Origin of the sequence: Micromonospora arborensis (genome assembly GCF_003205615.1) — a bacterium.
GTDB lineage: Bacteria > Actinomycetota > Actinomycetes > Mycobacteriales > Micromonosporaceae > Micromonospora > Micromonospora arborensis.
Genome location: NZ_PYBV01000028.1, coordinates 38,451 through 63,582, shown reverse-complemented (window position 1 = coordinate 63,582; position 25,132 = coordinate 38,451). Strand labels below are relative to the sequence as shown.

Genomic DNA, 25,132 nt, shown 5'->3' with positions numbered 1-25,132 from the left:
TCCTCCACGACAGCCGCCCCACCGCATCCTGGATGGGGGCCTGGAACCGCATCGACCCTTGTAGGGTGCCCGGCGTGGGATACACGGTGATTCCTTCTGGCCGCCTGAACCTCCCGGAGTCAGAGGACGCCGCTGCGGCCGCCGCCGTCCAAGCCGCCCTGGCTGGGCGAGGTGAGTGGTACGAGCCGGCTGCGGCTCCCTCGAACGGCACGCTGGTCCACCTGGCAGAGGCAGCCAGAGCCTCAATTGCCCGCGACGGAGACTGGATCGAGTTCGGGTACGACGACGAGGGTGACCCCAAGTGGTCCGACCGGGCGACGGCCTTCTACGTCGCGATCGCGCCGTTCGCTCGCTCGGGAATCGTCCAGATCGAGGGCGAAGACGGCGCCCGCTGGTCATACACCTACGCGGACGGCCAGATCACCCAACAGGGTTGGAACGGTTGGGATGGGTCCATCGAGCCGTTTGGCGAGTACGCGGACCGCACTGGTAGCTCTCAGTCCTGAAACCGGTCCTGCTGGGTCCGCCCTCAAGCACCCGCCCCAAGTGATCCCAATTTCACGCACAGTAGTCGAGCGAGTGAATCGTGGAGCACGAGGGCAGAGCAGACCTTGCTCGCTCGACGTGCCAGTAGCATGACTTTCGGAAGTATTAGCAGTTCAAACGCCTGATCATTGATCAAGCGGAATATTGTGGACGGTGAGGCATCCACATTCACCCCTCGCCACGGATAGTAATTAGCTAACCGGGGATGACGAGGGGAAACGATGAACGAAACGTTGGCGACGGCCGTCTCCGATCACGGAGCGTTGGCCTTGGCTCTAGCCATCGCCGGAACGGCGGCAGGGTTGGTACGCGCATACGTTGCGCACCGAACACGTCTGCACGAAGAGCGTGAGGCATCGACACGAACCGCCGCCCGGGCGACCTGGCTGATCAGGCTGGCGGAGGCTGATCACGACGTCGTGCGGATCGTGGAGCGTGATCGGGACGGGCATCGTGAGGTGGAGCTCGGCAGCCGCGACGCCGCACGGCGCGACGACATTCAGGAGGCCGCGTGATGGGGGTGGAGGGCACCGCGGCCCTGACACCGCAGCCGGTCGACAGTGAAGCGGCGCGCAGGGCGGAGGCCGCGCGCCTCAAAGCAGAGCACGACAAGGAGTTCGCCGCTTTCGCCGAGGGCAGTTACCACACTGTGGAGCGGATTCTCCGAGCGGCGTGCCGGGACCGCGAGGTCGTTGAGGACGCCCTCAACGAGGCGTACCTGCACGGGCGGGTCCAGTGGCTCAAGATCCGCACTTACAGGGAGCCGACTGGTTGGGTGATCATCACGGCTCGATACAAGATTCTCAAGGAGCTGCAACGACGTCAGCGCGAAGCCGCAGTAGCACCGGAGGATCTGCCCCCGGCGCCGCACACGGACATCGCCGACGCATGGGAGGCCCAGGAGACGTTGAGGACCTGGTTGCACCACCTGCCGCCGCGGCACGCCGAAGTGTTCCAGTTGTCTCGCGAGGGATACTCCAACCAGGACATCGCGCGCGTCCTCGGATTGGCCGAAACCAGCATCCGCTCCTACAAGCAAGCTGCCAAGAAACGCCTGCGTGAGCTGGCCGAGGAGGCCGGCTATACGGACTCGGAAAGCCGCCGGCGGCAGGGAGGCAGTCGTGGACCTCGATGACATTCTCACGTTGGCCGAGACAGGCCAACCCAGTCCTCTGGAACTCGCCCGGGCACGCCGCGTGGCGCGGGCGGCGCAGGGCCGGTACGACCAGTCCGTCGCCGATGGGTACGAAATCATTGTCGATGCCGATCTCGTCGACCCGTTGACCACGGTTGTTGACGAGGCGACCAGAGTCGCCCGTGCCGCGCAACTGGCGAAGCTCGGCACGATCACCTGGACGACCGGCGGAGGGATGTCCGGTGGTTTCGGCCGCCTCACCTGGTCGGACGAGATGGCGATGATCTTCGGGCATGCTCCGGGAACGCTGCGTCTCACGCCCGAAAGGCTTGCCGACCTCGTCCATCCCGCAGACGTGGGGGCGGTTCGCAAGGTTGTGCGGACGGCATGGGACCGTCGCCGCCCCGACGAGGTCACGTTCAGGGTGATCCAGCCGGGTGGCACCGTCCGCCACGTGCACTGCCACATCGAGATACTCACCACCGACGGCGCACCATCAGGGATCGTCGCCACCGGCGCAGATGCCACCGCGCTCGAACTCGCGCGGCAAGAGCGTCGCCGGCTCGCCACTCGAAGCGAGATGCTCTGTGCCGACCTGGCAGCGCTGGACATTGTCACCGGACTGCCGACCCGCAGCTACCTGACCGACGAGGTCGACCGAGCCCGCCGCACCACTGGCGGTGCGCTCATCGTCGTGGCAACCGAACCCACCACCCGGATACCCGATGCGCTAACCGACGAGAACCACGACCAACTGACCGCAGAGGTCGCACAGCACCTGCGAACAGTCATTGGCGACGGGGTGACCTGCGGTCTGGTCGGCCCCGGCCTGTGGGGCGTACTCCTCGCTCCGCAGAAAGAGCACGCGGAAGCTCCTGAGGCGCTGGCGGCTCGGATCGTCGACACGTTCCGACGCCACCTGTTCAGCGTTCAGCACAAGACCGTGCGCCTCAACACGTGTGCGGGTCTGGTGCTCTTCGAGAGCGGGGTTGTCGCCACCGGATTCGACCTGCTCATCGACGGCGAACACGCCGCCCGCGACGCGCGCCGCAGCGGCACCCCGATCACCGTGCTCAACAAGCCGATGGCGACCGAGGACCGGATAGACAATTGCCGTAGGCAGGTACGACAGGCAGTGTCTGCCAACGGGTTCGCTCTCTACGCCCAGCCCATCGTCGACCTCCGCCTCAACGAGGTCACTCGCCACGAGATCCTTCTGCGGGTTCGGAACGATACCGGCGACTCCGTGGCACCGTGGGGATTCCTCGACATGGCAGAGCGCGTCGGCGAAATCCTCACCGTGGACAAGTGGGTCATCGACCATGCCCTCGAACTGATCGGCCGCAGGGCCCAGACCTCCCACTATCAGGTCAACATCTCCGGCAAGTCCCTCGCCGACCCGGGGCTGCTCACCTACGTCACCGAGGCGATCCGCCGACACGGAGTGAGGCCGGAATGCCTGACCTTCGAAATCACCGAAACCACCCTCATCGAGAACCGTAACGAGGCACTCGCCTTCGCAACTGGGATCAGAGAGGTCGGCTGTCATCTCGCGTTGGACGACTTCGGTACGGGATACGGTGCCCTCGCCCACCTGAAGTACCTTCCGGTGGATCTAGTGAAGATCGACGGTGTGTTCGTCGTCGATCTCTGCCGGTCGCCCGCCGACCAGGCCGTCGTCTCAAAGCTGGTGGAGCTGTGCCACACGCTCGGCATCCGTGTTGCTGCCGAATATGTCCAGGACGAGGAGACGCTCGAATTTCTGAAGGAGTGTGGAGTCGACTTTGCCCAGGGCTACAAGACCGGACGACCCGAACCGATCACAGTGAGCCCCGAGAAGGCGGTGCGGACGATCGAACTCGAACTGCGGCTACCGCCGCAGCACACCGCCATGGGCTGAGTGGGAGCCAGAGACGTGCGCCACCCAGACCACGGCCGCCAATGCGCTCCCCTGGACTCAGGGCCGGCAGGTGTTCTTCTTGATCGTGTCGACGAACGCGTCCCAGGAGGCGGGTGCGAAGCTCAGCATCCCGGCATCGGGCGCCTTGGAGTCGCGAACGTCGACCTGGACGCGCCGGTCGCGTACCTCCACGCACTGGCCGTTGTTGCCGGAGCGGCTCGACGTGCGCCAGGCGTTACGTTCCATGCTTGCTCAGCTCCTTGATGAACCTGATCGACTCGGCGGGTGACCGCGCCAGCGTCTTCAGATTGTCGTACGCCGCCGACAGCCGCGCCAGGTCGCGGCTCGACTCAAGGAACAGCTCGCCGGCCAGTGTCTCGATGTAGCCGAGTGGCGGCTCGTCCTGCTCGAAGCTGAGCAGGGCGAAGCCGCTGCTAATCGCAAGATGGGCACCGGCCTCGAAGCGCAGCACCTGGATCGTCACGTTCGGCAGCCGACTCAAGGTGACCAGATGATCGAGTTGCTCACGCAGCACGTCCGGGCCGCCCACCTCGGTGCGCAGGGACGCCTCGGACAGGATGGCGTGCATCCGCAGCGGAGTCGGTTGCCGACGCAGCACCTCCTGCCGGGTCATCCGAGCGGAAACCCGCTGGTCGATGGTCTCCTGGTCGGTCTCCCGGCCGATGACGTTGACCTCGCGGGCATAGCTCTCGGTCTGGAGTAGACCGGGCACGAGCATCGGCTCGAAGTTCTTGAGTTCCACTGCCTCGATCTCGTACGCGATGTAGGTGGCGTACTTGCCACCGAGGCGCTGCCACCAGCCGTCCTCACGCAGACCGCGCGCCTGATCGAGCAGCGACGTCCCTGGCTCCTCGTCAATCTTGACGCCGTACGCGACCAGCAACTCCATGACGTCACCGACACGAGGCCTGATCTCGCCCGACTCGATCCGACTGATCCGAGACGGTGAGCAGGCGAGAGTCTCCGCCACTCCCTCACCGGTCAGACCCTTGGCTTCGCGGAGCTTGCGCAGCTCCCGGCCCAGTCGCCGAGAGCGCGGTGTCGCGGGCGTAAATCGAGGCATGTCGTGATTCTGCTCCCTGCCTCGCATTTCTCCGTGCCCTGACTCACGTGCCCGGCGTGTCGATCATGCTCATCTTCTTGCTTTGCATCACATGATGCGCAACTCTGATGACTGTCAGCAACGAGGCGTCGCCACAGCGTGAGCCACGGGCGCCCGGCAGCCTCCCGGCCCGCGGCGTCGTCAGAGAGCGAGCGTGCGCATGGTTTCCGAAGTCGTGTCGATCGTGTTCGGCGGCCTGGTGCCGGGTTTCCTGTTCGGGCTCCTCGCCTTCCGGGTCAAGTCGCGATGGTGCCCGCGCTGCGGGGAGTCCACCGATGCCATCCAGCCGTCGCCGGAGCGGGAGTGATGACCGGGCCGGGCCGCCGCAACGGCAACGAGCCGCCAATAGGGCGGCGGATGGCCGAGCTGCGGGCGCGTCGGGGCATGAGTCAGCAGGTCTTCGCCGACCGGATCCGCAAGTCGAAGAGCTGGGTGGACAAAGTCGAGCGCGGGGTGCGTAGTCTCGACCGGCTCTCGGTGATCGAGACGGTCGCCGCAGCCCTCGGCGTCGCCCCGGACGTCCTGCTCGCGGGCAAGGCACCGCGCGAGCCGGTCGCCGACACCGGTGGCGACGTGGAACGACTCCGCGCGGCGCTGGCTCGCCACGACATACCCTCCGGCGGTAAAGCAGCGCCGTCGTTGGCCCAGCTCGATGCCCAAGCGGGGTACGCGTGGATGGCGTACCGCAACGGTCACCACCCCCAGGTGCTGCGTCTGCTGCCCGACCTGCTCTGCGACAGCCGCACGCAGCCGGGAGACACCGCGGATTTGCTGGTACGGGTGTACCGGCTCGCCGCCCAGGTGCTGGTCAAGCTCGGCGAGGCGGATCTCGCCTGGCTGGCCGCCGATCGGGCGATGAGCGCGACCTCCGGTGGCCCCTGGCGGGCGGGCCTTGCGGCAATCTCTCTCGCACAGGCGCTGCGAGCCCTACGGCGAGGCCAGTTGGCGCTGACGGCCGCCGTCAACGCCGTGCACCAACTGGACCTGGCACCGCCCCACGTCCGCCAGCCGGGCGTGACGGGAACCCTGTTGATCGAAGCGGCGCTCGCTGCCGCCGTCAGCGGGGACGCGAGCGCGGCAGGCGAACTCACCGAGCGCGCGGCTCGCCTCGCCGACGGCCAGCGTCAGCATGACCGCGACGGCATCGGATTCGGTCCCACACCTGTCGACCTCGCCCGAGCCCTGATCGCGATGTGGTCTGGTGACCACCAACTGGCCGTGACCATTCACCAAGGGGTCATCAGTGGTAACGCCTGGCATCTGCTCCCCGCCGAACACCGGGCCGCCCACCTGATCGACATCACGCACGCCTATCTGGACCTCGGCGACGCGCGCGCCGCCGGCCGGGCGCTGGTTGCGGCCGACCGGATCGCCAGCTGGGAGACACGAATTCGCCCTGTCGCCCGGGCAGCGCTGACCGCTGTGTTCCGCGCCGGACCCGGTGCGGCCGACGTGTCCTGCCTGGCCACCGCCATCGGATTGACGCGGTAACGAACGTTCGCATGTCCGCCGTTCACAGCAGATCGTCCTATCCGGTGTTCCCACGATAGCGATTGAATGGACCAAGTCACCGCACATGCCGCGATCAACAACGCTGCCCATGGCTGTCGTCGTGGGCGGACTCCAACGCCAGGAACAGACCGTCGCCAGCCAATGCCCGCCGCGCTCGTGGAGTCGCCTTGACGGTCACCGGCGCACGGTCTCTACTAATCGCCGTGGTGGATGAAGCCCAAGTACCTATGCCGAGGGAGGACCCCGCCCAGGAGTCCGGTACTGGACTCTCGGCAAATGACTACCTCACCGACCGACTCGCCCAGTACCAGTCCTGGTACGACAAGAAGGCGGTAAAGGCAAAGGCAACCCACCTCCGAACCCGCACCGCTGCTGTAGTCGGCGGTTCGCTGGTCCCTGTCCTCGTCAACCTCGACTTCCCCTACGCCCAGGCGGTGACCACCGTCATGAGTCTGATCGTGGCCGGGGCCGTGTCGTTGGAGAGCGTGTTCCGCTATCGGGAGCAGTGGAAGAACTACCGTTCGACGGAGCAGACCCTGGGGCACGAGAGGATCTATTTCCTCACACGGACCGGTGTGTACACCGACCTGGGCGACGTCCAGGCCTTCACAGCCCTGGTCGAGCGGGTGGAGGCGACAATCGCCAATGAGAATGCCGCAACTCTGAGCGTCATGACACAGGTTGGTTTCGCTGGCGAAGATGGGCAGACGGCGGTCGCGCGGCAAGGCGGCGGGCAGTAGACATACGGGTATTGGGTGGTGGGGCGGGCGGGACGCGAACCCGCCACCAGAAGGATCTTGAGATCAAATGGAGCCGCCCGGTGACCTGCGCAGTCGAGCTCCCAGCAGGATAAACGCCTCTCGACGTAAGGCAGCGGGCGGTGATCCACACCGTCTCGGCGACCTGGCGGTATCCGCCGGGCGGGATACCCCCACGTCGGCGACATGGAGTCGATCACACCCGGTTCGGCCCGTAGTGGCTCTCTCGGCGGCAAGCGCCAGGTCCGATTGCCGCCAGCATCGTTCGCCGGGTACGCGCAGAGTCAGGGGTGGCCCGTGCGTCGCGCGGCCGGCTCTGGTGAAAGGCGGAACGATGCACGTGGTACCCGGCATCAAGGTGCTCTACTTCGGGACTCCGGTGGTGCTGATCAGCTCACGCAACCCGAACGGCACGGCGAACCTCGCGCCGATGTCGTCGGCCTGGTGGCTGGGCCAGTTCGCCATGCTCGGTCTCGGCAACAGCGGCCAGACGACGGCAAACCTGCTGCGCGAGCGGGAGTGCGTCCTCAACCTGCCGTCCTCGGCGATGGTCGACGCCGTCGACCGGATCGCGCTGACCACCGGCAGGGCGGACGTGCCGGAGGGCAAGGTCCGGCAAGGCTACCGGTACGAGCCAGACAAGTTCGGCGTCGCCGGCCTGACTCAGCAGGCGTCGGAACTGGTCCGAGCACCCCGGGTCGCGGAGTGCCCGATTCAGCTCGAATGTCGGATCGTCGCGGCTCACCCATTCGCCGGGGCCTCTGTCCAGGCCACCGCCTTCCAGGTCGAGGTGCTGCGCGCGCACGTCGAGGAGGAGTTGGTCATCCCGGGGACGAGCTACGTGGACCCGCTGCGCTGGGACCCGCTGATCATGAAGTTCTGCGAGTTCTTCGGCGGCGGGTCCAACGTGCACCCCTCGCGACTGGCCGAGGGCTGGGACATGCCCCACCAACTCCAGCGGACGTCACGCTGAGCACGGCGGCCGCCAGGAGGTTACGCGTAGGTCCGGACCTCGACGCGGTCCGCTCGGACGTGCGGTCACGCGGGCAGCGGCCATCACCGGGATGCGGCCGGCTTACCGTCCATCAGCTCAAGCACCTCGTCGCTGAGTCCGTGGATCGCGATGTCGTCACGGTGGCTCTCCCACCGTTCGCGGTCGAGCGTCAGGTTGATCTGCTCCTGGCGGGCACCGTCGAAAGCCCGGATTGTGGTGCCGTTCGACTGGTAGCCAAGCGACCACGAGACTCCCAGCGACGGCGCGTTGGTGGACCAGGCGGCGGACTCGGCGCGATCCGCTCCCAGCCCGGCAAACGCGAGGTGCAGGATGGCGCCCCGCATCTCCTTGCCGTAACCACGCCGCTGGAACCGCCGCGCGATCCATGACCCCGTCGAGACGGTCTTGGTGATCCCGAAGTCCTGCGCGCCGATCTCCTGCACCCCGACGCACGCGCCATCGACCTTCACAGCCATTACCAGGTTCCATCTGTTCGGCCGCCAGTCCGCTAGGGACGCCCAGTAGTACCGCAGGAACGACCACTCGGCCTGGGGCGACGGTCCCGATTCCCATCCCGCTACGGGCGTTCGCGCCAGAAAGCGGTTCTGCGGATCGTAGATGCCGGCTGCCGCATGGATCGCCAGTTCGGCAAGCTCGTCCTCACCCGGTACAGCCAGTTCAAGCACGGACGTCGTCACCCGCAGACGGCGCACGGGCCAGATCTCGGCCAACGTCATCCGAGCATCATGCCCTGTCCTGCCGTCTGCCGTCGCCCGTGGGTGTTGGCGGATCTCTGCGGAGGGGCCGGGGTTCAGGGCGGTCCGCCCGAGTCGTCGACAGCATGTCTGACCAGGGAAAACCTCTCGACATCTCGCACCGCTCCCCCGCTGTCCGTCGACCTCTTGCGGACTAGATGCGGACCTCTCGCCTGGGAGCTCCGGACGCCCGCCCGGCTGGCGAGATCACACACATCTTGTCCCCGCGGCGTCTAGGTAGGGTCGTCCGCATGGCTGACGCTGTCGTGATTCCCGGCGGTAGGTTCGGACCGGGCGCTCCCCTGCTGATGTATGCCGGCGATGTGGCGGAACAGCGCGGCGCAACGGTACATCGGTACTCGTGGTCCCAGGAGTTTCCGAAGCTTGATCAGCCGGAGATCGAGAGCTGGGTCGGCGGTGAGATCACTCCACTGATCGACAGCGTCAGCGGTCGCCCACTGCTGATCGGCAAGTCGCTCGGTACGAATGCGGCAGCGATTGCCGCCGAAAGAGCTTTGCCCGCCGTGTGGCTCACGCCCTTGCTCACCCTGCCGTGGGTGGCTGACGCGTTGGGCCGTGCGACCGCGCCGTTCCTGCTCGTGGGTGGCACTGCCGACAAGGTTTGGGACAGTGAGCTGGCCCGCCGGCTGTCACCCCACGTGCTAGAGGTGGAAGGCGCGGATCACGGTATGTACGTACCCGGCCCGCTTACCGAGTCGATCGCAGTGCTCAATCGAGTCGTGGTCGCCGTGGATGAGTTCCTCGACGCGATTGGCTGGCCGAGCCAGCCGTAGCTGCATGGCTGCCGGTAGCTAGAAGCAGATCTCCTCGTCGGCATCTCTGCGGAGGGTCGGGGTTCGGGGCGGAGCCCCAAGGCCTTCAAAGTCCTGGTCGTCCCCAAGCGTGGCCGGCTGGCCCGGCCGATGCCGGCCGGAGGTCGCCAGCAGGCCGGGGCCGGGCCGGCGCGGCCCGCTTGCGGGCCGCACTATGGGATCAACTCAGCCACGGAAAGCGCTTCGTCCAGCCGACCAGCGGCCAGATCGTCGTGACGGATCACGAAACTCCCGTCACTCCGGTAATAGAGCTCGTTGTCTACGGGAAAGTGGGCGAGCGACACCCACTCACTCGTCAGCCGGTGCGTTTCCTTCTCCACATGGGAATACCATTTCGCGACCGGGATGACGATCTCGCCGGTCTTCTCGCGCCACGCGAGGGTCTGCTCCGCAAAATTCTTGACTACCTCCTCGTCGGCATACCCGCCGATATAGGCGCTGGCGTACCCGTTGTCAGGCGGCCAGAGATCGTTGGCCAGAGCACAGAGTTCGTCCAGGTGCGGCAGATCACGCTCGAGGTCACGGGCCAACTGCTGCTGGAAGGGCGACAGGTCGTCGTCGTCCTCCTCGTCCTCCTCGTCCTCGTCGTCCTCGTCGTCCGCCCCGAACCAATCGGGGAACTCCGCGCGCAGCGTGGCGCTGACGTCGTACTGCTCGCCGACGAACGCGTCGTCGGTGGATCCTGCCGCCACCTCGGTATCGGTACCGGCCGGTACATACACGACTCGCCCGTACCTTCGCTCCCCGGTGGCAGCGGCCTGCTCGTGGTTCAGGAAGAACAGCAGCGAGCCGTCTGCCGGCAGGCCGAAGCCGTCGACTCTTGGCAGCACCGCACAGTCGACCGAGAAGATGAACGGCAACGGACTGACCCCGTCGGACGGCCAGTCCACGCCCACCGGCAGCCGGGGCAACCCACCGAACTGCCCCACCGGAACACCGCCGGATCCTCCGCTCAACCGGATCGACAAACGGAGGTGCTGGATGAACCGGCTGACCTCGTCGTCCGGGATGCCCAACGCGAGCGCTGCACGACGAAGCTGCCCCTGATGATCCATAGCGCAACATGGTGCCACGAGGGAGAGCCCGGCGACCGGGTGCCCCACGGCCCGCTCGCGCTGTCGTCGGCATCGCTGCCGCCGTGATCGAGTGTGCACTACTCGGCATGACAGGACGTTTCGTCGGCGGCTCATGCCGCCCCTAGACCTCCGATGTCAGAGGTGGAGTCGCTTACGAGGACGCACCTGGTCGGGTCGGCATCAACCGCCAAGGCGGCGCGTCGGATTGGTGCCGGGTTCGGCTTCATGAGGCTTGGGTCGGCGTCTGCTCGGCCAACGGTGGTCGTGCTGTACCACCATGTTTGACCTGGGGGTTTCAGTGGTGGGGCGGGCGGGGCTCGAACCCGCGACCGAGGGATTATGAGTCCCCTGCTCTAACCGGCTGAGCTACCGCCCCGAACACCGCGCAGGATCTTATCCCGTCCGGTGGATCACGGGCCAGCAGCGGTCCGGCCCCACCTCATCGACGCCGCTGCCGTCGCCGACGCCACAGCTTCACGATGGGCAACGCGAGAATAACAGTGAGCAGCCAGAGCACCACGACGGCACCCCAGAGTTGTTCCTCGCCCGGCTCGGTCTCGGTGAGAAGCATGGCGAGGGTCAGCAGCACGCTCAGCCCGCCCACCAGGGCGAAGCCCAGCCCGCTGAGCACCATCGCCGGGACCTCCCACCAGGTGTTGTTGGTGGGGGCGATGGGCTGCCGTACGAACTGTGGCTGCGGGATGGCGTCTGGGGCGCGGGACGGCATGGCGATCTGCCGGTCGTCCGGCACCTTGGCGTCGATGGCCGGGATCACCGCAGGATGCAGGTTGAACAGGGTGGGCTCGATGTGCAGCGCGATGGCGTCCGAGCCGATGAGCTGCCGCGCGCCGTCCGGCCAGACGAGCATGGCGGAGCAGTCGTCGTACCGGACGGTCAGCGGGTTGTTGGTCCGCAGGAGGGTCACTCCGTCCACGCCGATCCGCAGCGCGGCGTTGCCCTCCTTCGACGAGTACGTGGTGCCCTGCAGAATCTCGGTCGAGTGGGTGGGCGCGGCGGCGAACCCGGCCCAGTCGGCGCGGAGACCGTCGGGCACCATCAACAGCGCCGACGCGGTCATCTCCCCCGCCACCTCGTGCAGGTCGGCGAGGTCGACGGCCTTCAGTTCGGCCCGGTGCTCGTCCACGCTGAGGTTCGGCTCTCCGGTCAGGACGTTGAGCGCGTACGACGACAGCCGTACCGCGTCCACCTCGGCGATACCGAGGAAGTCTTCCCGCTTGGCGATGGTGGCGTCCAGGTCCGCCTGCTCGATCCGCCCCACCCGCATCTTCGCCAGTACGTCGACGACGCCGCCGAGAACCGCGTCCTGCTTCTCCGGCAGCGCATCGGCGAGTGCCCGCAGCGTGGCGTACCCGTCGCCGCGCGGCTCGTATCCCGTGGTGGTGGTGTAGGACAGGCCGGCCTCTTGGCGCAGCGAGCGGTACAGCTCCCGCTCCAGCACCCCGGCGAAGACGCTGGCGGCGGCGCGGCGCCGCACCACCGAGTCGAGCACCACGGCCCGAGAGCCGCTCACGAAGTACGCGGGCGTCTGCGGAAGCGCCGACGACGCGATCGGGACGGGCTGGCGGGTCCCGGCGGTCAGGGGCAGCCGCAGCCCGGCGGGCACCCGGGCACCGGCGATCCAGAGCACGGCGTTCTCCCGGGTGAACCATCGGGCGGCCCACTCGCGCAGGTCGTCGGCGGTGAGCGCGCCCAGGCCCCACTCCGGGTAGCTGGCCAGCCCGTAGTCCCGGGCACCGTGTCGCCACAGCGGGATGTCGTCGACCGAGGCGGCGCCCCGGCTGCTCCACTCGGTCCGCAGGATCTCCTTCTCGACGTCCAGCCTCGCCACCGGCAGATCGGAGAGGTGCCCGCAGACGGCGGTGAGGAAGGCCGCGATGTCCGTCTCGGAGCCCTGGGTGTGGAACGTGGTGAACGCCTGGGCGGTCGCGCCGTTGACGTGGTAGTCGGCCAGGCCGAGCGGCGCGAGCGCGAGGTGCTCGATGAGGTGGGTGATGCCGGCGCGGGCGAGCGTCTCGTCGGCGGTGCCGACCCGGAAGGTCAGCCCGGCGCGCATCGGCCCGCCGGTGGCGGCGAGCAGCGTGGGTACGCCGTCCACGTCCAGGTGCTGGATCACGACTGGCCACCCTTCGCGTACGCCTTGGCGCGGTACTTCGTGAAGCCTGCGGCCCCGTCGACGTAGTCCCAGGGGTAGTCGGTGCCCCGGTTGCCGAGAGCGGTGAACTGGCTGGCGGCGGCGGTCCACTGCTCGGTGAGGCTGAACATCAGCGCGAACGCCGAGCGGATCCAGACCCAGCCCGGCCGGTCGACGAAGGCGGGGTGCAGCACGGACCGCTGCCCGGCCTGCATGATCTCGTCCACCACCGCTGTGCTGCGCAGGTACGCGTCACGCTCCCGATCGGTGTCGAACTCCAGCCACCGTTCGAGGTGCGCCTCGGCGATCAGGACCGCGTTCGGTGCGCCGTCCGGGGCGGCCTGGGCGCACTCCCGGGCGAAGCCGAATGCGCGGTCCCAGTCTCCGCTCCACTTCGGGCAGAACTGTTGGAGCAGGCTCGATTGCGCGGGAGCGTGGTGGGGATGGTGCTGGGCGAGGCGGTCGTAGCGGCGGCGCGCTTCGGCCTGTCCCAGTTGGAGGCCGCGGTTGTTGGTGATCCGTTGGGTCCACGCGGTCGCATCGTCCGGGTGCCGGGCGGTGACGTCGATCAGCACCTGCTCGGAGCGGCGCAGGTGCTCGTGGAACTTGGCGAACTGCTCGCGGCTGACGTACTGGGCGCGGTAGGCGCTGCGGATCCGCCAGCCGGCCCGGATCAGGTAGGCGCCGAGCAGGGTGCCGGCGTGCGGATCCTCGGGGTTGTCGTCGTACGCCCGCTGGAGGAACGCCTCGATCCCGACCTGGTCGCCGGCGACCCCGACCAGCAGCGTTCGGCCGTCCGGGTCGCGGTCGGCGACCAACGCGCGAACGGCGGGCCAGTCGGCGGCGTCGAGCGCCTTGCGCAGGTCGTTGACCTCGGGGTACGCGGCACCGGCGTCGAAGGTGGGGGCCGGTAGAGGGGCGGGCATGGCGGGGATCATAGATGATCAACTACGGCCGCGGCGCCCCGCTTTTTCGAGTCGTCCGTCGCCGGGTTACGTCGCGCGCAGCTCGTCCAGCACCGCCCCGGCGGTGCGCCACCCGCTGGCGAGTGCGCCCTGGATGGACGGGCTGTCCCGGTGGTCACCGGCCACGAACAGGCCGTCTCCCAACGACACGGCCTTACGCAGCAGCCCCTGCGGTGGCGGCGCGGCGGGCAGCGCGTTCGGGACGGCCACGGTGGTGAGGTGGGTCCAGTCGGCGGTGGACTGACCGTACAGCCGGGTCAACTCGGCCCGTATGGTCGGCTCGGGCGGGGGTGTCGGGCCGACCACCGAGGTGGCCACGAGGTGCCGTCCGGCGGGCGCGTACGTTGCGGCCGCGTTGCTGAGCACCACCGTGTTGGCGACGAGCTCCCGCCGGTCGCCGTCGACGAGCAGGATCGGCTCGGTGAGCGGTGGCTCGGGTGCGCTGTGGTAGTAGGTGGTGTAGCTGTGCATGCGTACCGTCGCCAGGGCCGGTAGCAGCGCGGACGCGGCGGGCGGGTCGACGGCGACCACGACGGCCCGGCAGCGGATGTCGCCGGCCTGGGTGCGGACCCGGCCGGGTGTGACCTCCGCGACCGGGGTGTCCAGGTCGAGCAGGTCGGCCGGGAGCGGGTCGGCGATGGCGCGGGGCAGCGCGGCCATGCCCTCGGCGGGCAGGCCGATCCGGCCGCGGGCGAAGGAGCGCAACACCATTGCCAGTACGTGGCTGGAGGTGGCCAGCTCCCGTTCGATGAACACGCCGGACAGGAACGGCCGCAGCAGCTCCTCGATGATCGCGTCGGAGAGGCCGGCCCGGCGCAACGCCGTCTCGGCGCTGGTTTCCGGTGCGGTGAGCAGCCGGGACGTGGGCAGGGTCGCGCAGCCGGTCGCGAGCGTGGCGAAGCGGAGCCGGTCGAGCAGGGAGCCGACCCCGGCGAGCGCGGTGCGCGGGCCGCCGGTCGGCGAACGCAGCGGATTGACCAGCCGCAGCAGGTCGTCGCCCTTGCGTACCAGCACTCCGGAGGTGAAGTAGCCGAGGTCGAGCCGGTCGGTGTCGAGCAGCGTGCCGAGTTGGGGGTAGGCGGTGTTGAGCACCTGGAAGCCCCGGTCGATGAGGTAGCCGTCGACGACGTCGGTGGCGATCCGCCCGCCGAGCCGGCCGCTGGCCTCCAGCAGCCGCCAGGGCACGCCGGCGCGGTGCAGCCGGCGGGCCGCGGCCAGGCCGGCCAGGCCGCCACCGACGATGACCACGTCGGTCTCAGCCAGCATCGCGTGCCTCCCGCTCACCGTTCGCCCGGGACAACCGGCCCGGCCACCAGATCTTCGGCCCGATGTCGTACGCGAGTGCGGGCACCAGCAGCGACCGGACGATGATGGTGTCGATCAGTACCCCGATCGCGACCGCCGTACCCAACTCGACAAGCACCACCAGGGGTAGGACGGCGAGGGCGGAGAAGGTCGCGGCGAGCACGATGCCGGCGGAGGTGATCACCCCGCCGGTGACCGCGAGGCCGGCGAGCACACCGGCGCGGGTGCCGCGCTTGACCGACTCCTCCCGCACCCGGCTCATCAGGAAGATGTTGTAGTCGATGCCGAGGGCGACCAGGAAGACGAACGCGAACAGCGGGAACGACGAGTCCACGCCGGGGAAGCCGAAGACGTGGCGGAACAGCAGCGCGCACAGACCGAGGGTGGCCGCGAAGCTGAGCAGCACGGTGGCGATCAGCAGCACCGGGGCGAGCAGCGCCCGGAGCAGCAGGGCCAGGACGACCGCGATGACCACCAGCACCACCGGGATGATGACGTTCTGGTCGCGCTTCGCGGCGTCCGAGGTGTCCACGTTGATCGCGGTGAATCCGCCGACCACCGCGTCCGCGCCGGGCACCTGGTGTACGGCCACCCGCAGCTCGCGGAGGGTGCGCTCGGCGCGGTCGCTGTCGGGCGGGTCGGCCAGGGTCGCTTCCAGTTGCACCCGCCCGTCGACGATCTTCGGGGTGGCGTTCTCCTCGGGTGGGCCGGTCTGCGGGCCGGCGGTGAGCGGGCGGACGTCGGCGACGCCGGGCACGCCCTGCGCCACCTGGGCGACCTGCCGGGCGGTCTGCTCGGTGGTGAAGATGGTGGCCGGGCTGCCGGTGCCGGCCGGGAAGTGCCGGTTGATCACCTCCTGGCCGTCCACCGAGTCGGTGCGCTGGGTGAACAGGTCGGACTGTCCGAGGGTGGTGGCGCCGAGCTGCGTGAGGCCCAGTGTGAGGATGGCCAGTACGACGGCGGTGCTCAGCCAGATCGGTCGGGCGTGCCGGGCCACGAAGCCGGCGACGCGGCTCCAGATGCCGTGCTCGATCCGTGGGTCGGCCTGGTCCTCCCGGGGCCGTCGGGGCCAGAACGCCCACCGGCCACCGATGACCAGCAGCGAGGGCAGGAAGGTGAGCATCACCAGCAGGGTGGCCGCGATGCCGATGGCGGCGACCGGCCCGAGTGCCCGGTTGGAGTTCAGGCTGGACAGCAGCAGGCAGAGCAGACTGACGATGACCGTACCGCCGGAGGCGATGATGGCGGGCGCGGCGCCCTTCCACGCCGTACGCATGGCGGCCCAGGGCCGGTCGTGGCGGTGCAGTTCCTCCCGGTAGCGGGCGATCAGCAGCAGCGCGTAGTCGGTGCCGGCGCCGAAGACCAGCACGGTGAGGATCCCCTGCGCCTGCCCGTTGAGCTTGACCACGTCCGCGTCGGCGAGCAGGTAGACGAAGACCGAGGCCAGCGCGTACGACATTCCGGCGGCGAGCAGCGGGAAGATCCAGAGCACCGGGCTGCGGTAGACCACCAGCAGGATGATCAGCACCACGACCAGGGTGACCAGCAGCAGTGGACCGTCGATGGCGGAGAAGACCTTGATCAGGTCGGCGAGCAGGCCAGCGGGTCCGGCGACGTCCACGGTGAGCCCGTCCCGGTCGCCGCCGGTGATGTCGCGCAACTGTTCGACGACCGAGCCGATCTCCTCTCCCTCGGCGTCGTCGACCGGCACGACGATTTGCAGTGCCTGGCCGTCCTCGCTCGGGATGGGCGGGGGCAGTGGGGTGAGGACTCCGGGCACCTGGGCGAACCGGGCGGCGTCGGCGCTGGCCCGTTGCCGGTCCGCGTCGGTGATCCCGGAGGGCCGCTCGTAGACGACGAGTGCCGGGATGGTCTGCCGGTCGACGAAGTCGCCGGTGAGGTCCTGGGCGCGGGTCGCCTCGGCGTCGGTGGGCAGGAAGGCGGCGTTGTCGTTGGTGGCGACCTCGCTGAGGCGTCCGGCGTACGGCCCGGCCACACCGCCGATCACCAGCCAGGCCAGCACGACCGCCACCGCGATCAGCGTGGCCCTGCGTCCGGACATCCGCACTCACCCCAAGAATCGACGCATCAATCGACGCAGCGGGATTCCAGGTCGACATCGACCATCCTGCCGGGCGAGCACGTCGAGGGAGGGCGAAACCGGTGGCAGGCACATGAAAACGCCCGTCGGCGGGACTGCCGACGGGCGCTGGGTGGAGAAGCTCCCCCGATTGGACTCGAACCAATAACCTGCCGGTTAACAGCCGGCTGCTCTGCCAATTGAGCTACAGGGGATCGTGCACCGCGCGACTCCGGATCTCGCCGGCGCCGTGCGACGGGAAAAGAATACAGGACATCCCCGGGTGCCGGTCCAGTGGGTTCTGCCCCGCCCCCTAATGATCAAGACAGGCAGGTCAGGAGGCACAACGTATCGACAATTAGGGTAAATCGCCATCCCGGCACAAGCATGCTTGAGCGGAGAGCAGGATGGGTAGTTAGCTGCGGACAGAGGACGCAGGCGCGAATTGGTCGCCCTCCGACGGGGCAACTCGCCGAGGCGACGGCGCGTCAGGTACGGAAGGAGCCGCCATGCGCGGAAAGATCATGTTTCTTGGCGGGCTGGCTGCGGGATTCGTCCTGGGCGCCCGTGCCGGCCGGGAAAAGTACGAGGAGCTCGTTGTTCGGGGCCGCAAGGTGCTCGACCACCCGACCGTCCAGGAGGCGGCCGGGGTCGCGCAGGCCCAGGCCAACAAGCTCTACAGCGAGGGCAAGGACAAGCTCGGCCAGACCAAACTGGGCGAGAAGTTGGGCACCGGCAACGGCAGCACCGGCAAGCCGGAGCTGACCGCCGCCGACGACGCGTTCGCCGGCACGCCCGCCACCGTGGGCGCCAAGGCGGGCACCAGCACGGTCGGCACGACCTCCGGGTCGCCGTCGTCCACGAACCCCCGCACCAAGCCGTCCGGCTCGGGCACGAACGCCAGCACGCTCTGACCAATCGCACGTCGACGGGCCGGCCGCCGCAGGGCGACCGGCCCGTGGTCTGTCCGGGGTGCGGTCAGTCCTTGCTGCTGAACGCCGCGTCGAAGGCGGCGCTCGGGGCGTCGAAGGCGAGTCGGCGAACGAACTGCAACGCCTCCGGGGCGCCGACCAGCCGGTCCATCCCGGCGTCCTCCCACTCGACCGAGATCGGGCCGGTGTAGCCGATCGCGTTCAACGCGCGGAAGCAGTCCTCCCAGGGCACGTCGCCGTGCCCGGTGGAGACGAAGTCCCACCCGCGGCGCAGGTCGGCCCAGGGCAGGTGCGAGGCGAGCCGGCCACGCCGACCATCCCCGGTACGCACCTTGGCGTCCTTGCAGTCCACGTGGTAGATCCGGTCGGCGAAGTCGAAGATGAAGTTCACCGGGTCCAGCTCCTGCCAGACGAAGTGCGACGGGTCCCAGTTCAACCCGAACGCGGGCCGGTTACCGATCGCCTCCAGCGTCCGCTTCGTCGTCCAGTAGTCGTAGGCGATCTCGCTGGGGTGCACCTCGTGCGCGAACCGCACCCCCACCTCGTCGAACACGTCGAGGATCGGGTTCCACCGGTCGGCGAAGTCCTGGTAGCCGCGCTCGATCATCGACGGCGGCACCGGCGGGAACATCGCCAGGGTGTGCCAGATCGACGAACCGGTGAAGCCGACGACAGTCTTCACGCCGAGCTTCGCCGCCGCCCGCGCGGTGTCCTTGATCTCCTCGGCGGCCCGCTGACGGACCCCCTCGGGCTCCCCGTCGCCCCAGATCCGGCCGGGCAGGATGTCCTGGTGCCGCTCGTCGATCGGGTGGTCGCAGACCGCCTGACCGACCAGGTGGTTGGAGATCGTGAAGACCTCGAGGTTGTGCTTCGCGAGGGTCTCCCGCTTGCGCTCGACGTACGAGTCGTCGGCGAGCGCCTTGTCGACCTCGAAGTGGTCGCCCCAGCAGGCGATCTCCAGACCGTCGTAGCCCCACTCGGAGGCGAGCCGGCAGACCTCCTCGAAAGGCAGGTCGGCCCACTGGCCGGTGAAGAGCGTGATGGGTCGCGCCATTGTTCTACTCCCCTGTTGTCATGGGGATTCCAGGTGCGGACCAGGGCGAGGGTGACTGGACGTACGCGGCGCCGGGGCGGTCACCGGTGGGTGTGGAACACACCTGGGCCCGGCGGGTTGCGCCTCCCACCGGGTCACCGGCCACCAGTACGGTCGCCGCCCCCACCCTATTTCCGCGGCACCCCATCGGGGAAGCCCCGCAGCCGGATCATCATTCGGCCACCTCCTCGGGCGCGGGCAGGACGGCCCGCACGAGGAAGCCGCCACCGGCGCGCGGGCCGGCGGACAACGTGCCACCGAGCCGCTCCGCGCGCCTGCGTACCCCGAGCAGGCCCCGCCCAGAGCCCCCGCCCGACGGCGCGGGACCGGCGCCTTCGTCGCGTACCTCGATGGTGATGCCCGTGGGGTCGTAGCGCAGGCGGACCGCGACCGCCGCGCCCGGGGCGTGCCGGCAGGCGTTGGTCAACGACTCCTCGATGATCCGGTACGCCACCACGTCGACCGGGCCCGGCAGCGGCCGGGGTTGCCCGGCCACGGTCCACCGCACCGGTTGACCGGCGGCGAAGCCCTCCACCAGCGCGTCGAGGCGGTTCAGGCTCGGCGGCGGCTCGAGCGGGTCGTCGGGCTCCTCGGCCTGGCGCAGCGCACCGCGCAGCCGGTGCCCCTGCGCCAGCACCATCCCGCGCCACTGCGCGAACCGCCCCATGCTGGTCAAGGTACGGCAGCCGGCTGTGGGCCGGTCTGCGGCCTCCACGTAATGCCCGTGGCCGGTCCGACGCCACGCCGGGGCCCGGCGACCCGGCGACCCGGCGACATTGTCGTGAGCGATATACCTGTGAGTCATATCTATGACGCACAGGTATATCGCACTCACCGGACACCGCCCCTCGGCAAGCCGGTGGTGGGCCAGATCGACAGGCCGGGAGGGGCCGCCGTGACCGGCGGCCCCTCCCGACTCAGTCGGTCAGGGCAGGGTCCACTTCTGGTTGGCCGCGCCGAGGCAGGTCCAGAGGTGCACGACGGTGCTGTCCGCCGAGTTGTTACCGGAGACGTCGAGGCACTTGCCCGACGACGTGTTACGCAGAGTGCCGTCGGACTGGGCGGCCCAGTTCTGCGCCCCGGTGCCGTTGCAGGTCCAGAGCTGGATCTTGGTGCCGTCGGCGGTGCCGCTGCCGTTGACGTCCAGGCACTTGCCGAGCGCCCTGATCGTCGAGCCCGACGTCACGGTCCAGGTCTGCGCCGTGCTGCCGTTGCAGGTGTAGAGCTGGATCTGGGTGCCGTCGGCGGTGCCGCCGTTGCGGACGTCCAGACACTTGCCGGCGAGGCCCTTGACCGGACCGACGCCGGGAGTGCCTCCGCTCCCCTTGACCAGGGTGAAGTCGTCCACGTCGAAGAGCCCCGTGCCGCTACCGGTGAAGGTGAGATAGAGGTTCTGGGTGCCGGACGGAACGCTGGACAGCGCGGTGGTCACATTGGCGAAGGTGGTCCAACTACCGGTGTTCGGCACCGCGACCGAACCGAGCACCGGGCCGGTCGCCGAACCCGTACGCACCTGGATGGTGCCACCCGCGCCGCCGGAGACGACCCGGGACGTGAACGAGGTGACCCCGGTCAGGTCCACACCGTTGTACGCGGCCCAGTCGCCCGGGTCGATGTAGCCGATGGTCTGCCCACCGTTGGCGCCCGCCTTGGCAAACGCGGAGACACCGTTGGCCGAGCTGAAGGCCTCGGCCTGGATCGTGCCGGTCGGCGGCGGCGTGGTGCCCAGCTCCTTGATCCGGATGTTGCGGAACGAGGCGTCGTCGCCGGTGCCGTGGTTCTGGATGCCGATGTGGCCGGCCAGCGAGCGGACCGGGTTGGTGTTGGTGAAATCGTTGATCTTCACTCCGTTGAGGAAGATCTGCAGCCGCTCACCCTCGACCAGCAGCTCGTAGGTGTTCCACTCCCCCGGCGCGTTCAGCGCCGCGTCGCGGGCCGCGATGTCGGCGGACTTGAACGTGTAGACCGCGCCGGTGGTGCGGTCGGCGGCGTCGGTGGCATCGATCTGGATCTCGTAGCCGTTGTCCACCGCGGACCACGGATCGGTGGACGGCGGGAAACCGATGAAGATGCCGGAGTTGTCGTCGCCGGCCAGCTTCCAGTCCAGCTTCAACGAGTAGTTGGTGAACTGCTTGGCGTTGTACCAGAACAGCCCCATGCCGCCCACCGAGGTCAGGGTGGCGTCGGAGTTGGTGAAGCTGCCCGGGCCCGCCTGCGACCAGCCGGTCGTCGAGCCGTTGTAGAGCGGGGTGTAGCCGCTCTCGGGCCGGCAGTCGGCCTTGCTCCGACCGGAGGCGTAGCGGATGCCGCCGAGCAGGTGGGCCCGGAACGCCGGCTCCGCGTACGACGCCTGGGTGTGCCCGGCTCCGGTGTAGAAGGACCGGCCGCCGCTGTAACTCTTGCACCAGCTCAGCGGGTGGTCGGCGCCCATCCCGCCCCCGGAGTACGACGACTCGTCCAGCGTGGCCAGCACGTGGGCGGTCGACCGGGCGTTGGTCCGGTAGTTGTACCACTCGTCGGTGCGGGTCCAGGTTTGCGGCAGGTGCGCGGTCGCCGCCTGCCCCCGGTCCTCCACCTTGACGTTGGCCTGCTGGATAGCCGGGTGCGAGGCGAACCACGCGCCCACCAGGTTGCCGTAGAACGGCCAGTCGTACTCGGTGTCGGAGGCCGCGTGCACACCCACGTACCCGCGACCGGAGCCGATGTACGACTCGAAGGCGGTCTGCTGGCTGGCGTTGAGCACGTCACCTGTGGTGTTGAGGAAGACGACCGCCTCGTACTGGGCGAGGTTGCCGGTGGTGAACGCGGCGGCGTCCTCCGTGGCGGTGACGGTGAAGTTGTTCGCCGCGCCCAGGTCACGGATGGTCTGGATGCCGACCGGGATCGCGTCGTGCCGGAATCCGGCGGTCTTGGAGAAGACCAGCACGTCGTACGGTGCGTCGGCGGCGCTGGCCGGGGTGGCCGGGGTGGTGCAGGCGATGACGGCGAGTGCGGCCATGGCCGCACCGAGGACGGGTCGCAGGAGTCTGCGCATATCGCTCTCCTAACTGCGGTTAGGAAGGGCCCCTTGCCCAACCGTAGGCGGTGACAAGGGGCCCCGCCACTCAGCTCAGGGCAGGATCCACTTTTGGTTGGCCGCGCCGAGGCAGGTCCAGAGATGGACCGCCGTGCTGTCGGCCGAGCTGTTGCCGGAGACGTCGAGGCACTTGCCGGACGCCGCGTTGCGGAGCGTGCCGTCGGCCTGGGCGGACCAGTTCTGCGCGGCGGTACCGTTGCAGGTGTAGAGCTGGATCTTGGTGCCGTCGGCGGTGCCGGCACTGGCGACGTCCAGGCACTTACCCAACGACTTGATCGTGGAGTTCGGGGTGACCGCCCAGGTCTGGGCCGCGCTGCCGTTGCAGGTGTAGATCTGGATCTGCGTGCCGTCGGCGGTGGCGGCGTTGCGGACGTCCAGACACTTGCCGCCGAGGCCCTTGATCGGGCCACTTCCGCTGGTGGCGGTGCCGGTGACGAAGCTGAACGCGTCCAGGTCGTAGAGCGCCCCGGTGCCCGACCCGGCGAAGGTCAGGTAGAGGGTGGTCGTGCCGGTCGGCGGGCTGCTGATCGTCCCGGTCACCGTGGTGAAGGTTTCCCAACCGCCGGTCACCGGGACCGTGGCCGAGCCGAGCACCGTGCCGGTGGCCGAGCCGGCCCGGACCTGGAGGGTGCCGCCGGCGCCCGCCGAGGAGACCCGGGCGTTGAACGAGGTCACGTTGCCCAGCCGGTACGGCTGGAACGCGATCCAGTCACCGTTGTTGATGTCACCGACGGTCTTGCCGCCCTCGGCCGTGGCCTTGCTGAACACGTTGATCCCGGACGAGGTGCCGTAGAACTCCGCCTGGCGGTGCCGCGGTGGCAGCGTGTGCTGGGTGTGCGTGGTCAGCCCGCCGGCGTCGGTGTACTCGGCGTCGAAGATCGCGAAGATGTTCGCCGCGTCGTCGTGCTCGCCGTCGACCGGGATGGTGATCGAGCCCGAGCAGCCGGTCTGTGAGGTGATCTGGTGCCCGTGCTGGTCGTGCCCGAGCACGTAGGTCATCTTGACCTTCGTGCAGTCGATCGTGCCGTCCTCCGGGTCGGTCACCGTGATGCTGAACGGCACCGTGTCGCCGAAGCTGAACAGCTGACCGTTGCCGGGGTTGTTGATGGTCACCGTGGGCGCGGTGTTGCCGACGTTGATCCGCACGCTGCTGCTCCCGGTGGCGCCCTGCGGATCCCGAACCGTCAACGTGGCGGTGTAGCTGCCGTTGGCGGTGTAGGTCTTCGACGGGTTGGCCGCGGTCGAGGTGGTCCCGTCACCGAAGTTCCAGGAGTACGTGAGGGCGCCTCCCTCGGGGTCGGACGAGCCGGCCGAGGAGAAGGTCACCGCGAGCGGGGCCGCACCGGAGGTCCGGTTGGCGCCGGCCACCGCGGTTGGCGCCCGGTTACCGCCGCCGACGTAGTCGAAGCGGTAGAGCGCCGAGTTGGCGTCACCGTTGAAGTAACCGGTGCCGTAGTCGAGCACGTAGTACGCGCCGTCCGGGCCGAACGCCGAGTCCATCACCTGCTTGCCGACCCAGGGAAAGGTGTCGATGGCGCCCCGGGAGCCGTCGGAGTTGACGTGGATCGGCTTGATCCAGCCACGGCCGAACTCGGTGGCGAAGAACTGCCCGTCGAAGGACTGCGGGAACTTGGTGGTGGAGGTCGACGAGGCGTTGTACCGGTAGACCGGGCCGCCCATCGGGGACTCGGAGCCGCCGCCGAACTCGGTCGGGGTGCCGGCGTCGCCGGCGTACCGGATCCAGGCCGGCTGGGCGGCCGGCAGGGTGGTCAGGCCGGTGTTGCGGAACGAGTTGTTGGTCGGCCCGCCGCCGCAGTTGTACTTCGCGCCGCTGGCGCTGGTGGCGAAGTCCCACTCGTTGTACGTCTCGGTGGAGGTGTTGGTGCCGGTGCAGTACGGCCAGCCGTAGTTACCCGGCGCGGCGACCCGGTTGAACTCGACCTGGCCGGACGGCCCACGGGTGGAGCTGGTGGTGCCCGCGTCCGGCCCGTAGTCACCGACGTAGACGACCCCGGTGGCCTTGTCCACGCTGATCCGGAACGGGTTGCGGAAACCCATCGCGTAGATCTCCGGGCGCGTCTTGGCCGTGCCGGGCGCGAACAGGTTGCCGGATGGGATGGAGTACGTCCCGTTCGCGTTCACCTTGATCCGCAGGATCTTGCCGCGCAGGTCGTTGGTGTTGCCGGCGCTGCGCTGTGCGTCGTACGCCGGGTTGCGGTTGGTCCGCTCGTCCAGCGGTGAGTAGCCGGACGACTCGAACGGGTTGGTGTCGTCGCCGGTGGACAGGTAGAGGTTGCCGGCGGCGTCGAAGTCGATGTCCCCGCCCACGTGGCAGCAGAGGCCGCGGTTGGCCGGCACGTCGAGCACGTCGACCTTGCTCGACTGGTTGATCGTGAAGTCGGAGTTGAGGGTGAACCGGGAGAGCCGGTTGACGCCGTTCCAGGCCGAGAAGTCGGTGCCGGTGGCCGGCGCGTCGCCGGCGGGGGTGGAGAGCGGCGGGGCGTAGTAGAGGTAGATCTGCCGGTTGGTGGCGAAGCCCGGGTCGACGCCGACGCCCTGCAACCCCTCCTCGTCGTGCGTGTAGACCGCGAGGGTGCCGATCACGGAGGTGGTGCCGTTGGCGTCGGTGCGGCGCAGGGTGCCGTTGCGGGCGGTGTGCAGGACCGAGCGGTCCGGCAGCACGGCCAGCGACATCGGCTCACCCATGTCGGTCACGCCACGGGCGAGCTCGACCTGCTGGAAGTCGGTCGCGTTGATCGTGTGCGCCTGTGCGGGGGTCGAGCCGGCACCGAGTGCGACCGTGCCGGCCGCGGCCACCAGCAACACTGCCGATCCCGCCGAGAACCATCGTCGGGATCGATGTTTGGGAGCGTCCTTCATGGACATCTGTGCTGCCC

General features: G+C 68.8%; 22 protein-coding genes and 2 tRNA genes. 10 read left to right on the top strand and 14 right to left on the bottom strand.

What is annotated here, in order from left to right; genetic code table 11:
• Window positions 1-74: 74 nt before the first annotated feature.
• From C7C45_RS21995 to C7C45_RS21980, 4 genes are all read left to right on the top strand, one after another.
• The gene (locus C7C45_RS21995) at window positions 75-506 is read left to right on the top strand and encodes a hypothetical protein (protein WP_110565587.1); all 432 of its coding nucleotides are present in this window, start codon (window positions 75-77) and stop codon (window positions 504-506) included.
• A gap of 261 nt (window positions 507-767) precedes the next feature.
• Entirely contained in the window at window positions 768-1,061 is a 294-nt protein-coding gene (locus C7C45_RS21990) for a hypothetical protein (protein ID WP_110565586.1), read from the top strand.
• Complete coding sequence (locus C7C45_RS21985; RefSeq protein WP_244200506.1) at window positions 1,061-1,681, top strand: RNA polymerase sigma factor; 621 nt, start codon at window positions 1,061-1,063, stop codon at window positions 1,679-1,681. Before C7C45_RS21990 ends, C7C45_RS21985 begins: the two co-directional genes overlap by 1 nt.
• A complete protein-coding gene (locus tag C7C45_RS21980) occupies window positions 1,668-3,581 on the top strand; it encodes a GGDEF domain-containing phosphodiesterase (protein ID WP_110565584.1) in 1,914 nt (637 codons plus the stop codon). Before C7C45_RS21985 ends, C7C45_RS21980 begins: the two co-directional genes overlap by 14 nt.
• Before the next feature lie 57 nt (window positions 3,582-3,638).
• Here C7C45_RS21980 and C7C45_RS21975 read toward each other — a convergent pair whose 3' ends face one another.
• Together C7C45_RS21975 and C7C45_RS21970 are read right to left on the bottom strand one after the other, a co-directional pair.
• Window positions 3,639-3,827, bottom strand: coding sequence for a DUF397 domain-containing protein (locus C7C45_RS21975; RefSeq protein WP_110565583.1), 189 nt, complete (start codon window positions 3,825-3,827; stop codon window positions 3,639-3,641).
• Entirely contained in the window at window positions 3,817-4,665 is an 849-nt protein-coding gene (locus C7C45_RS21970) for a helix-turn-helix domain-containing protein (protein WP_167454787.1), read from the bottom strand. The genes C7C45_RS21975 and C7C45_RS21970 overlap by 11 nt, the downstream gene beginning before the upstream one ends.
• A gap of 199 nt (window positions 4,666-4,864) precedes the next feature.
• Here C7C45_RS21970 and C7C45_RS34185 point away from each other — a divergent pair, with 199 nt between their 5' ends.
• The 4 genes from C7C45_RS34185 to C7C45_RS21955 all read left to right on the top strand — a co-directional run bounded on the left by C7C45_RS34185 (window position 4,865) and on the right by C7C45_RS21955 (window position 7,947).
• Window positions 4,865-5,011 (top strand): hypothetical protein, encoded by a 147-nt coding sequence (locus C7C45_RS34185; RefSeq protein WP_167454786.1) that lies wholly within the window; start codon window positions 4,865-4,867, stop codon window positions 5,009-5,011.
• Complete coding sequence (locus tag C7C45_RS21965; RefSeq protein WP_110565581.1) at window positions 5,011-6,195, top strand: helix-turn-helix domain-containing protein; 1,185 nt, start codon at window positions 5,011-5,013, stop codon at window positions 6,193-6,195. Before C7C45_RS34185 ends, C7C45_RS21965 begins: the two co-directional genes overlap by 1 nt.
• A gap of 188 nt (window positions 6,196-6,383) precedes the next feature.
• Complete coding sequence (locus C7C45_RS21960) at window positions 6,384-6,956, top strand: DUF4231 domain-containing protein (RefSeq protein ID WP_208641250.1); 573 nt, start codon at window positions 6,384-6,386, stop codon at window positions 6,954-6,956.
• Between the two features lie 352 nt (window positions 6,957-7,308).
• On the top strand, window positions 7,309-7,947 hold the full coding sequence (locus C7C45_RS21955; RefSeq protein WP_110565579.1) for a flavin reductase family protein: 639 nt from the start codon (window positions 7,309-7,311) through the stop codon (window positions 7,945-7,947).
• 83 nt (window positions 7,948-8,030) lie between these two features.
• Here C7C45_RS21955 and C7C45_RS21950 read toward each other — a convergent pair whose 3' ends face one another.
• The gene (locus tag C7C45_RS21950; RefSeq protein WP_110565578.1) at window positions 8,031-8,705 is read right to left on the bottom strand and encodes a GNAT family N-acetyltransferase; all 675 of its coding nucleotides are present in this window, start codon (window positions 8,703-8,705) and stop codon (window positions 8,031-8,033) included.
• Between the two features lie 269 nt (window positions 8,706-8,974).
• Between C7C45_RS21950 and C7C45_RS21945 the strand changes: the two genes are divergently transcribed.
• The gene (locus C7C45_RS21945) at window positions 8,975-9,517 is read left to right on the top strand and encodes an alpha/beta hydrolase family protein (protein ID WP_110565577.1); all 543 of its coding nucleotides are present in this window, start codon (window positions 8,975-8,977) and stop codon (window positions 9,515-9,517) included.
• Window positions 9,518-9,708: 191 nt separating this feature from the next.
• Here C7C45_RS21945 and C7C45_RS21940 read toward each other — a convergent pair whose 3' ends face one another.
• The 7 genes from C7C45_RS21940 to C7C45_RS21910 form a co-directional block, all read right to left on the bottom strand.
• The gene (locus C7C45_RS21940; RefSeq protein WP_110565576.1) at window positions 9,709-10,611 is read right to left on the bottom strand and encodes a DUF1963 domain-containing protein; all 903 of its coding nucleotides are present in this window, start codon (window positions 10,609-10,611) and stop codon (window positions 9,709-9,711) included.
• A 320-nt stretch (window positions 10,612-10,931) separates the two neighbouring features.
• Window positions 10,932-11,008: transfer RNA gene (locus tag C7C45_RS21935), tRNA-Ile, on the bottom strand.
• Window positions 11,009-11,071: 63 nt separating this feature from the next.
• Window positions 11,072-12,766, bottom strand: a complete 1,695-nt coding sequence (locus C7C45_RS21930; RefSeq protein WP_110565575.1) for a M16 family metallopeptidase — start codon at window positions 12,764-12,766, stop codon at window positions 11,072-11,074.
• Window positions 12,763-13,710 (bottom strand): tetratricopeptide repeat protein, encoded by a 948-nt coding sequence (locus tag C7C45_RS21925; RefSeq protein WP_110565574.1) that lies wholly within the window; start codon window positions 13,708-13,710, stop codon window positions 12,763-12,765. Before C7C45_RS21925 ends, C7C45_RS21930 begins: the two co-directional genes overlap by 4 nt.
• Before the next feature lie 66 nt (window positions 13,711-13,776).
• On the bottom strand, window positions 13,777-15,015 hold the full coding sequence (locus C7C45_RS21920) for an NAD(P)/FAD-dependent oxidoreductase (RefSeq protein WP_110565573.1): 1,239 nt from the start codon (window positions 15,013-15,015) through the stop codon (window positions 13,777-13,779).
• Entirely contained in the window at window positions 15,005-17,116 is a 2,112-nt protein-coding gene (locus C7C45_RS21915) for an MMPL family transporter (RefSeq protein ID WP_110565572.1), read from the bottom strand. Before C7C45_RS21915 ends, C7C45_RS21920 begins: the two co-directional genes overlap by 11 nt.
• Window positions 17,117-17,276: 160 nt before the next feature.
• Window positions 17,277-17,349, bottom strand: a tRNA-Asn gene (locus C7C45_RS21910).
• A gap of 294 nt (window positions 17,350-17,643) precedes the next feature.
• Here C7C45_RS21910 and C7C45_RS21905 point away from each other — a divergent pair.
• On the top strand, window positions 17,644-18,048 hold the full coding sequence (locus C7C45_RS21905; RefSeq protein ID WP_110565571.1) for a hypothetical protein: 405 nt from the start codon (window positions 17,644-17,646) through the stop codon (window positions 18,046-18,048).
• Window positions 18,049-18,112: 64 nt separating this feature from the next.
• On the opposite strand, the gene C7C45_RS21900 is transcribed toward C7C45_RS21905, so the two are convergent.
• The 4 genes from C7C45_RS21900 to C7C45_RS21885 all read right to left on the bottom strand — a co-directional run bounded on the left by C7C45_RS21900 (window position 18,113) and on the right by C7C45_RS21885 (window position 25,121).
• Window positions 18,113-19,120 (bottom strand): sugar phosphate isomerase/epimerase family protein, encoded by a 1,008-nt coding sequence (locus tag C7C45_RS21900; RefSeq protein ID WP_030488695.1) that lies wholly within the window; start codon window positions 19,118-19,120, stop codon window positions 18,113-18,115.
• 211 nt (window positions 19,121-19,331) lie between these two features.
• Window positions 19,332-19,826, bottom strand: coding sequence for a sensor histidine kinase (locus tag C7C45_RS21895; protein WP_167454785.1), 495 nt, complete (start codon window positions 19,824-19,826; stop codon window positions 19,332-19,334).
• Between the two features lie 258 nt (window positions 19,827-20,084).
• Window positions 20,085-22,193 carry a ThuA domain-containing protein gene (locus C7C45_RS21890; protein ID WP_110565569.1) on the bottom strand — a complete coding sequence of 703 codons (2,109 nt, stop codon included), beginning with the start codon at window positions 22,191-22,193 and terminating at the stop codon, window positions 20,085-20,087.
• A 75-nt stretch (window positions 22,194-22,268) separates the two neighbouring features.
• Complete coding sequence (locus C7C45_RS21885; RefSeq protein ID WP_208641249.1) at window positions 22,269-25,121, bottom strand: PQQ-dependent sugar dehydrogenase; 2,853 nt, start codon at window positions 25,119-25,121, stop codon at window positions 22,269-22,271.
• Between the last annotated feature and the right edge of the window lie 11 nt (window positions 25,122-25,132).

Coding starts and splice junctions, on each gene's coding strand:
- C7C45_RS21990 (WP_110565586.1), top strand. CDS start 768: ATGAACGAAACGTTGGCGACGGCCGTCTCCGATCACGGAGCGTTGGCC.
- C7C45_RS21985 (WP_244200506.1), top strand. CDS start 1,061: ATGGGGGTGGAGGGCACCGCGGCCCTGACACCGCAGCCGGTCGACAGT.
- C7C45_RS21975 (WP_110565583.1), bottom strand. CDS start 3,827: ATGGAACGTAACGCCTGGCGCACGTCGAGCCGCTCCGGCAACAACGGC.
- C7C45_RS21970 (WP_167454787.1), bottom strand. CDS start 4,665: ATGCCTCGATTTACGCCCGCGACACCGCGCTCTCGGCGACTGGGCCGG.
- C7C45_RS34185 (WP_167454786.1), top strand. CDS start 4,865: ATGGTTTCCGAAGTCGTGTCGATCGTGTTCGGCGGCCTGGTGCCGGGT.
- C7C45_RS21965 (WP_110565581.1), top strand. CDS start 5,011: ATGACCGGGCCGGGCCGCCGCAACGGCAACGAGCCGCCAATAGGGCGG.
- C7C45_RS21955 (WP_110565579.1), top strand. CDS start 7,309: ATGCACGTGGTACCCGGCATCAAGGTGCTCTACTTCGGGACTCCGGTG.
- C7C45_RS21950 (WP_110565578.1), bottom strand. CDS start 8,705: ATGACGTTGGCCGAGATCTGGCCCGTGCGCCGTCTGCGGGTGACGACG.
- C7C45_RS21945 (WP_110565577.1), top strand. CDS start 8,975: ATGGCTGACGCTGTCGTGATTCCCGGCGGTAGGTTCGGACCGGGCGCT.
- C7C45_RS21940 (WP_110565576.1), bottom strand. CDS start 10,611: ATGGATCATCAGGGGCAGCTTCGTCGTGCAGCGCTCGCGTTGGGCATC.
- C7C45_RS21925 (WP_110565574.1), bottom strand. CDS start 13,710: ATGCCCGCCCCTCTACCGGCCCCCACCTTCGACGCCGGTGCCGCGTAC.
- C7C45_RS21920 (WP_110565573.1), bottom strand. CDS start 15,015: ATGCTGGCTGAGACCGACGTGGTCATCGTCGGTGGCGGCCTGGCCGGC.
- C7C45_RS21915 (WP_110565572.1), bottom strand. CDS start 17,116: ATGTCCGGACGCAGGGCCACGCTGATCGCGGTGGCGGTCGTGCTGGCC.
- C7C45_RS21905 (WP_110565571.1), top strand. CDS start 17,644: ATGCGCGGAAAGATCATGTTTCTTGGCGGGCTGGCTGCGGGATTCGTC.
- C7C45_RS21900 (WP_030488695.1), bottom strand. CDS start 19,120: ATGGCGCGACCCATCACGCTCTTCACCGGCCAGTGGGCCGACCTGCCT.
- C7C45_RS21895 (WP_167454785.1), bottom strand. CDS start 19,826: ATGGGGCGGTTCGCGCAGTGGCGCGGGATGGTGCTGGCGCAGGGGCAC.
- C7C45_RS21890 (WP_110565569.1), bottom strand. CDS start 22,193: ATGCGCAGACTCCTGCGACCCGTCCTCGGTGCGGCCATGGCCGCACTC.
- C7C45_RS21885 (WP_208641249.1), bottom strand. CDS start 25,121: ATGTCCATGAAGGACGCTCCCAAACATCGATCCCGACGATGGTTCTCG.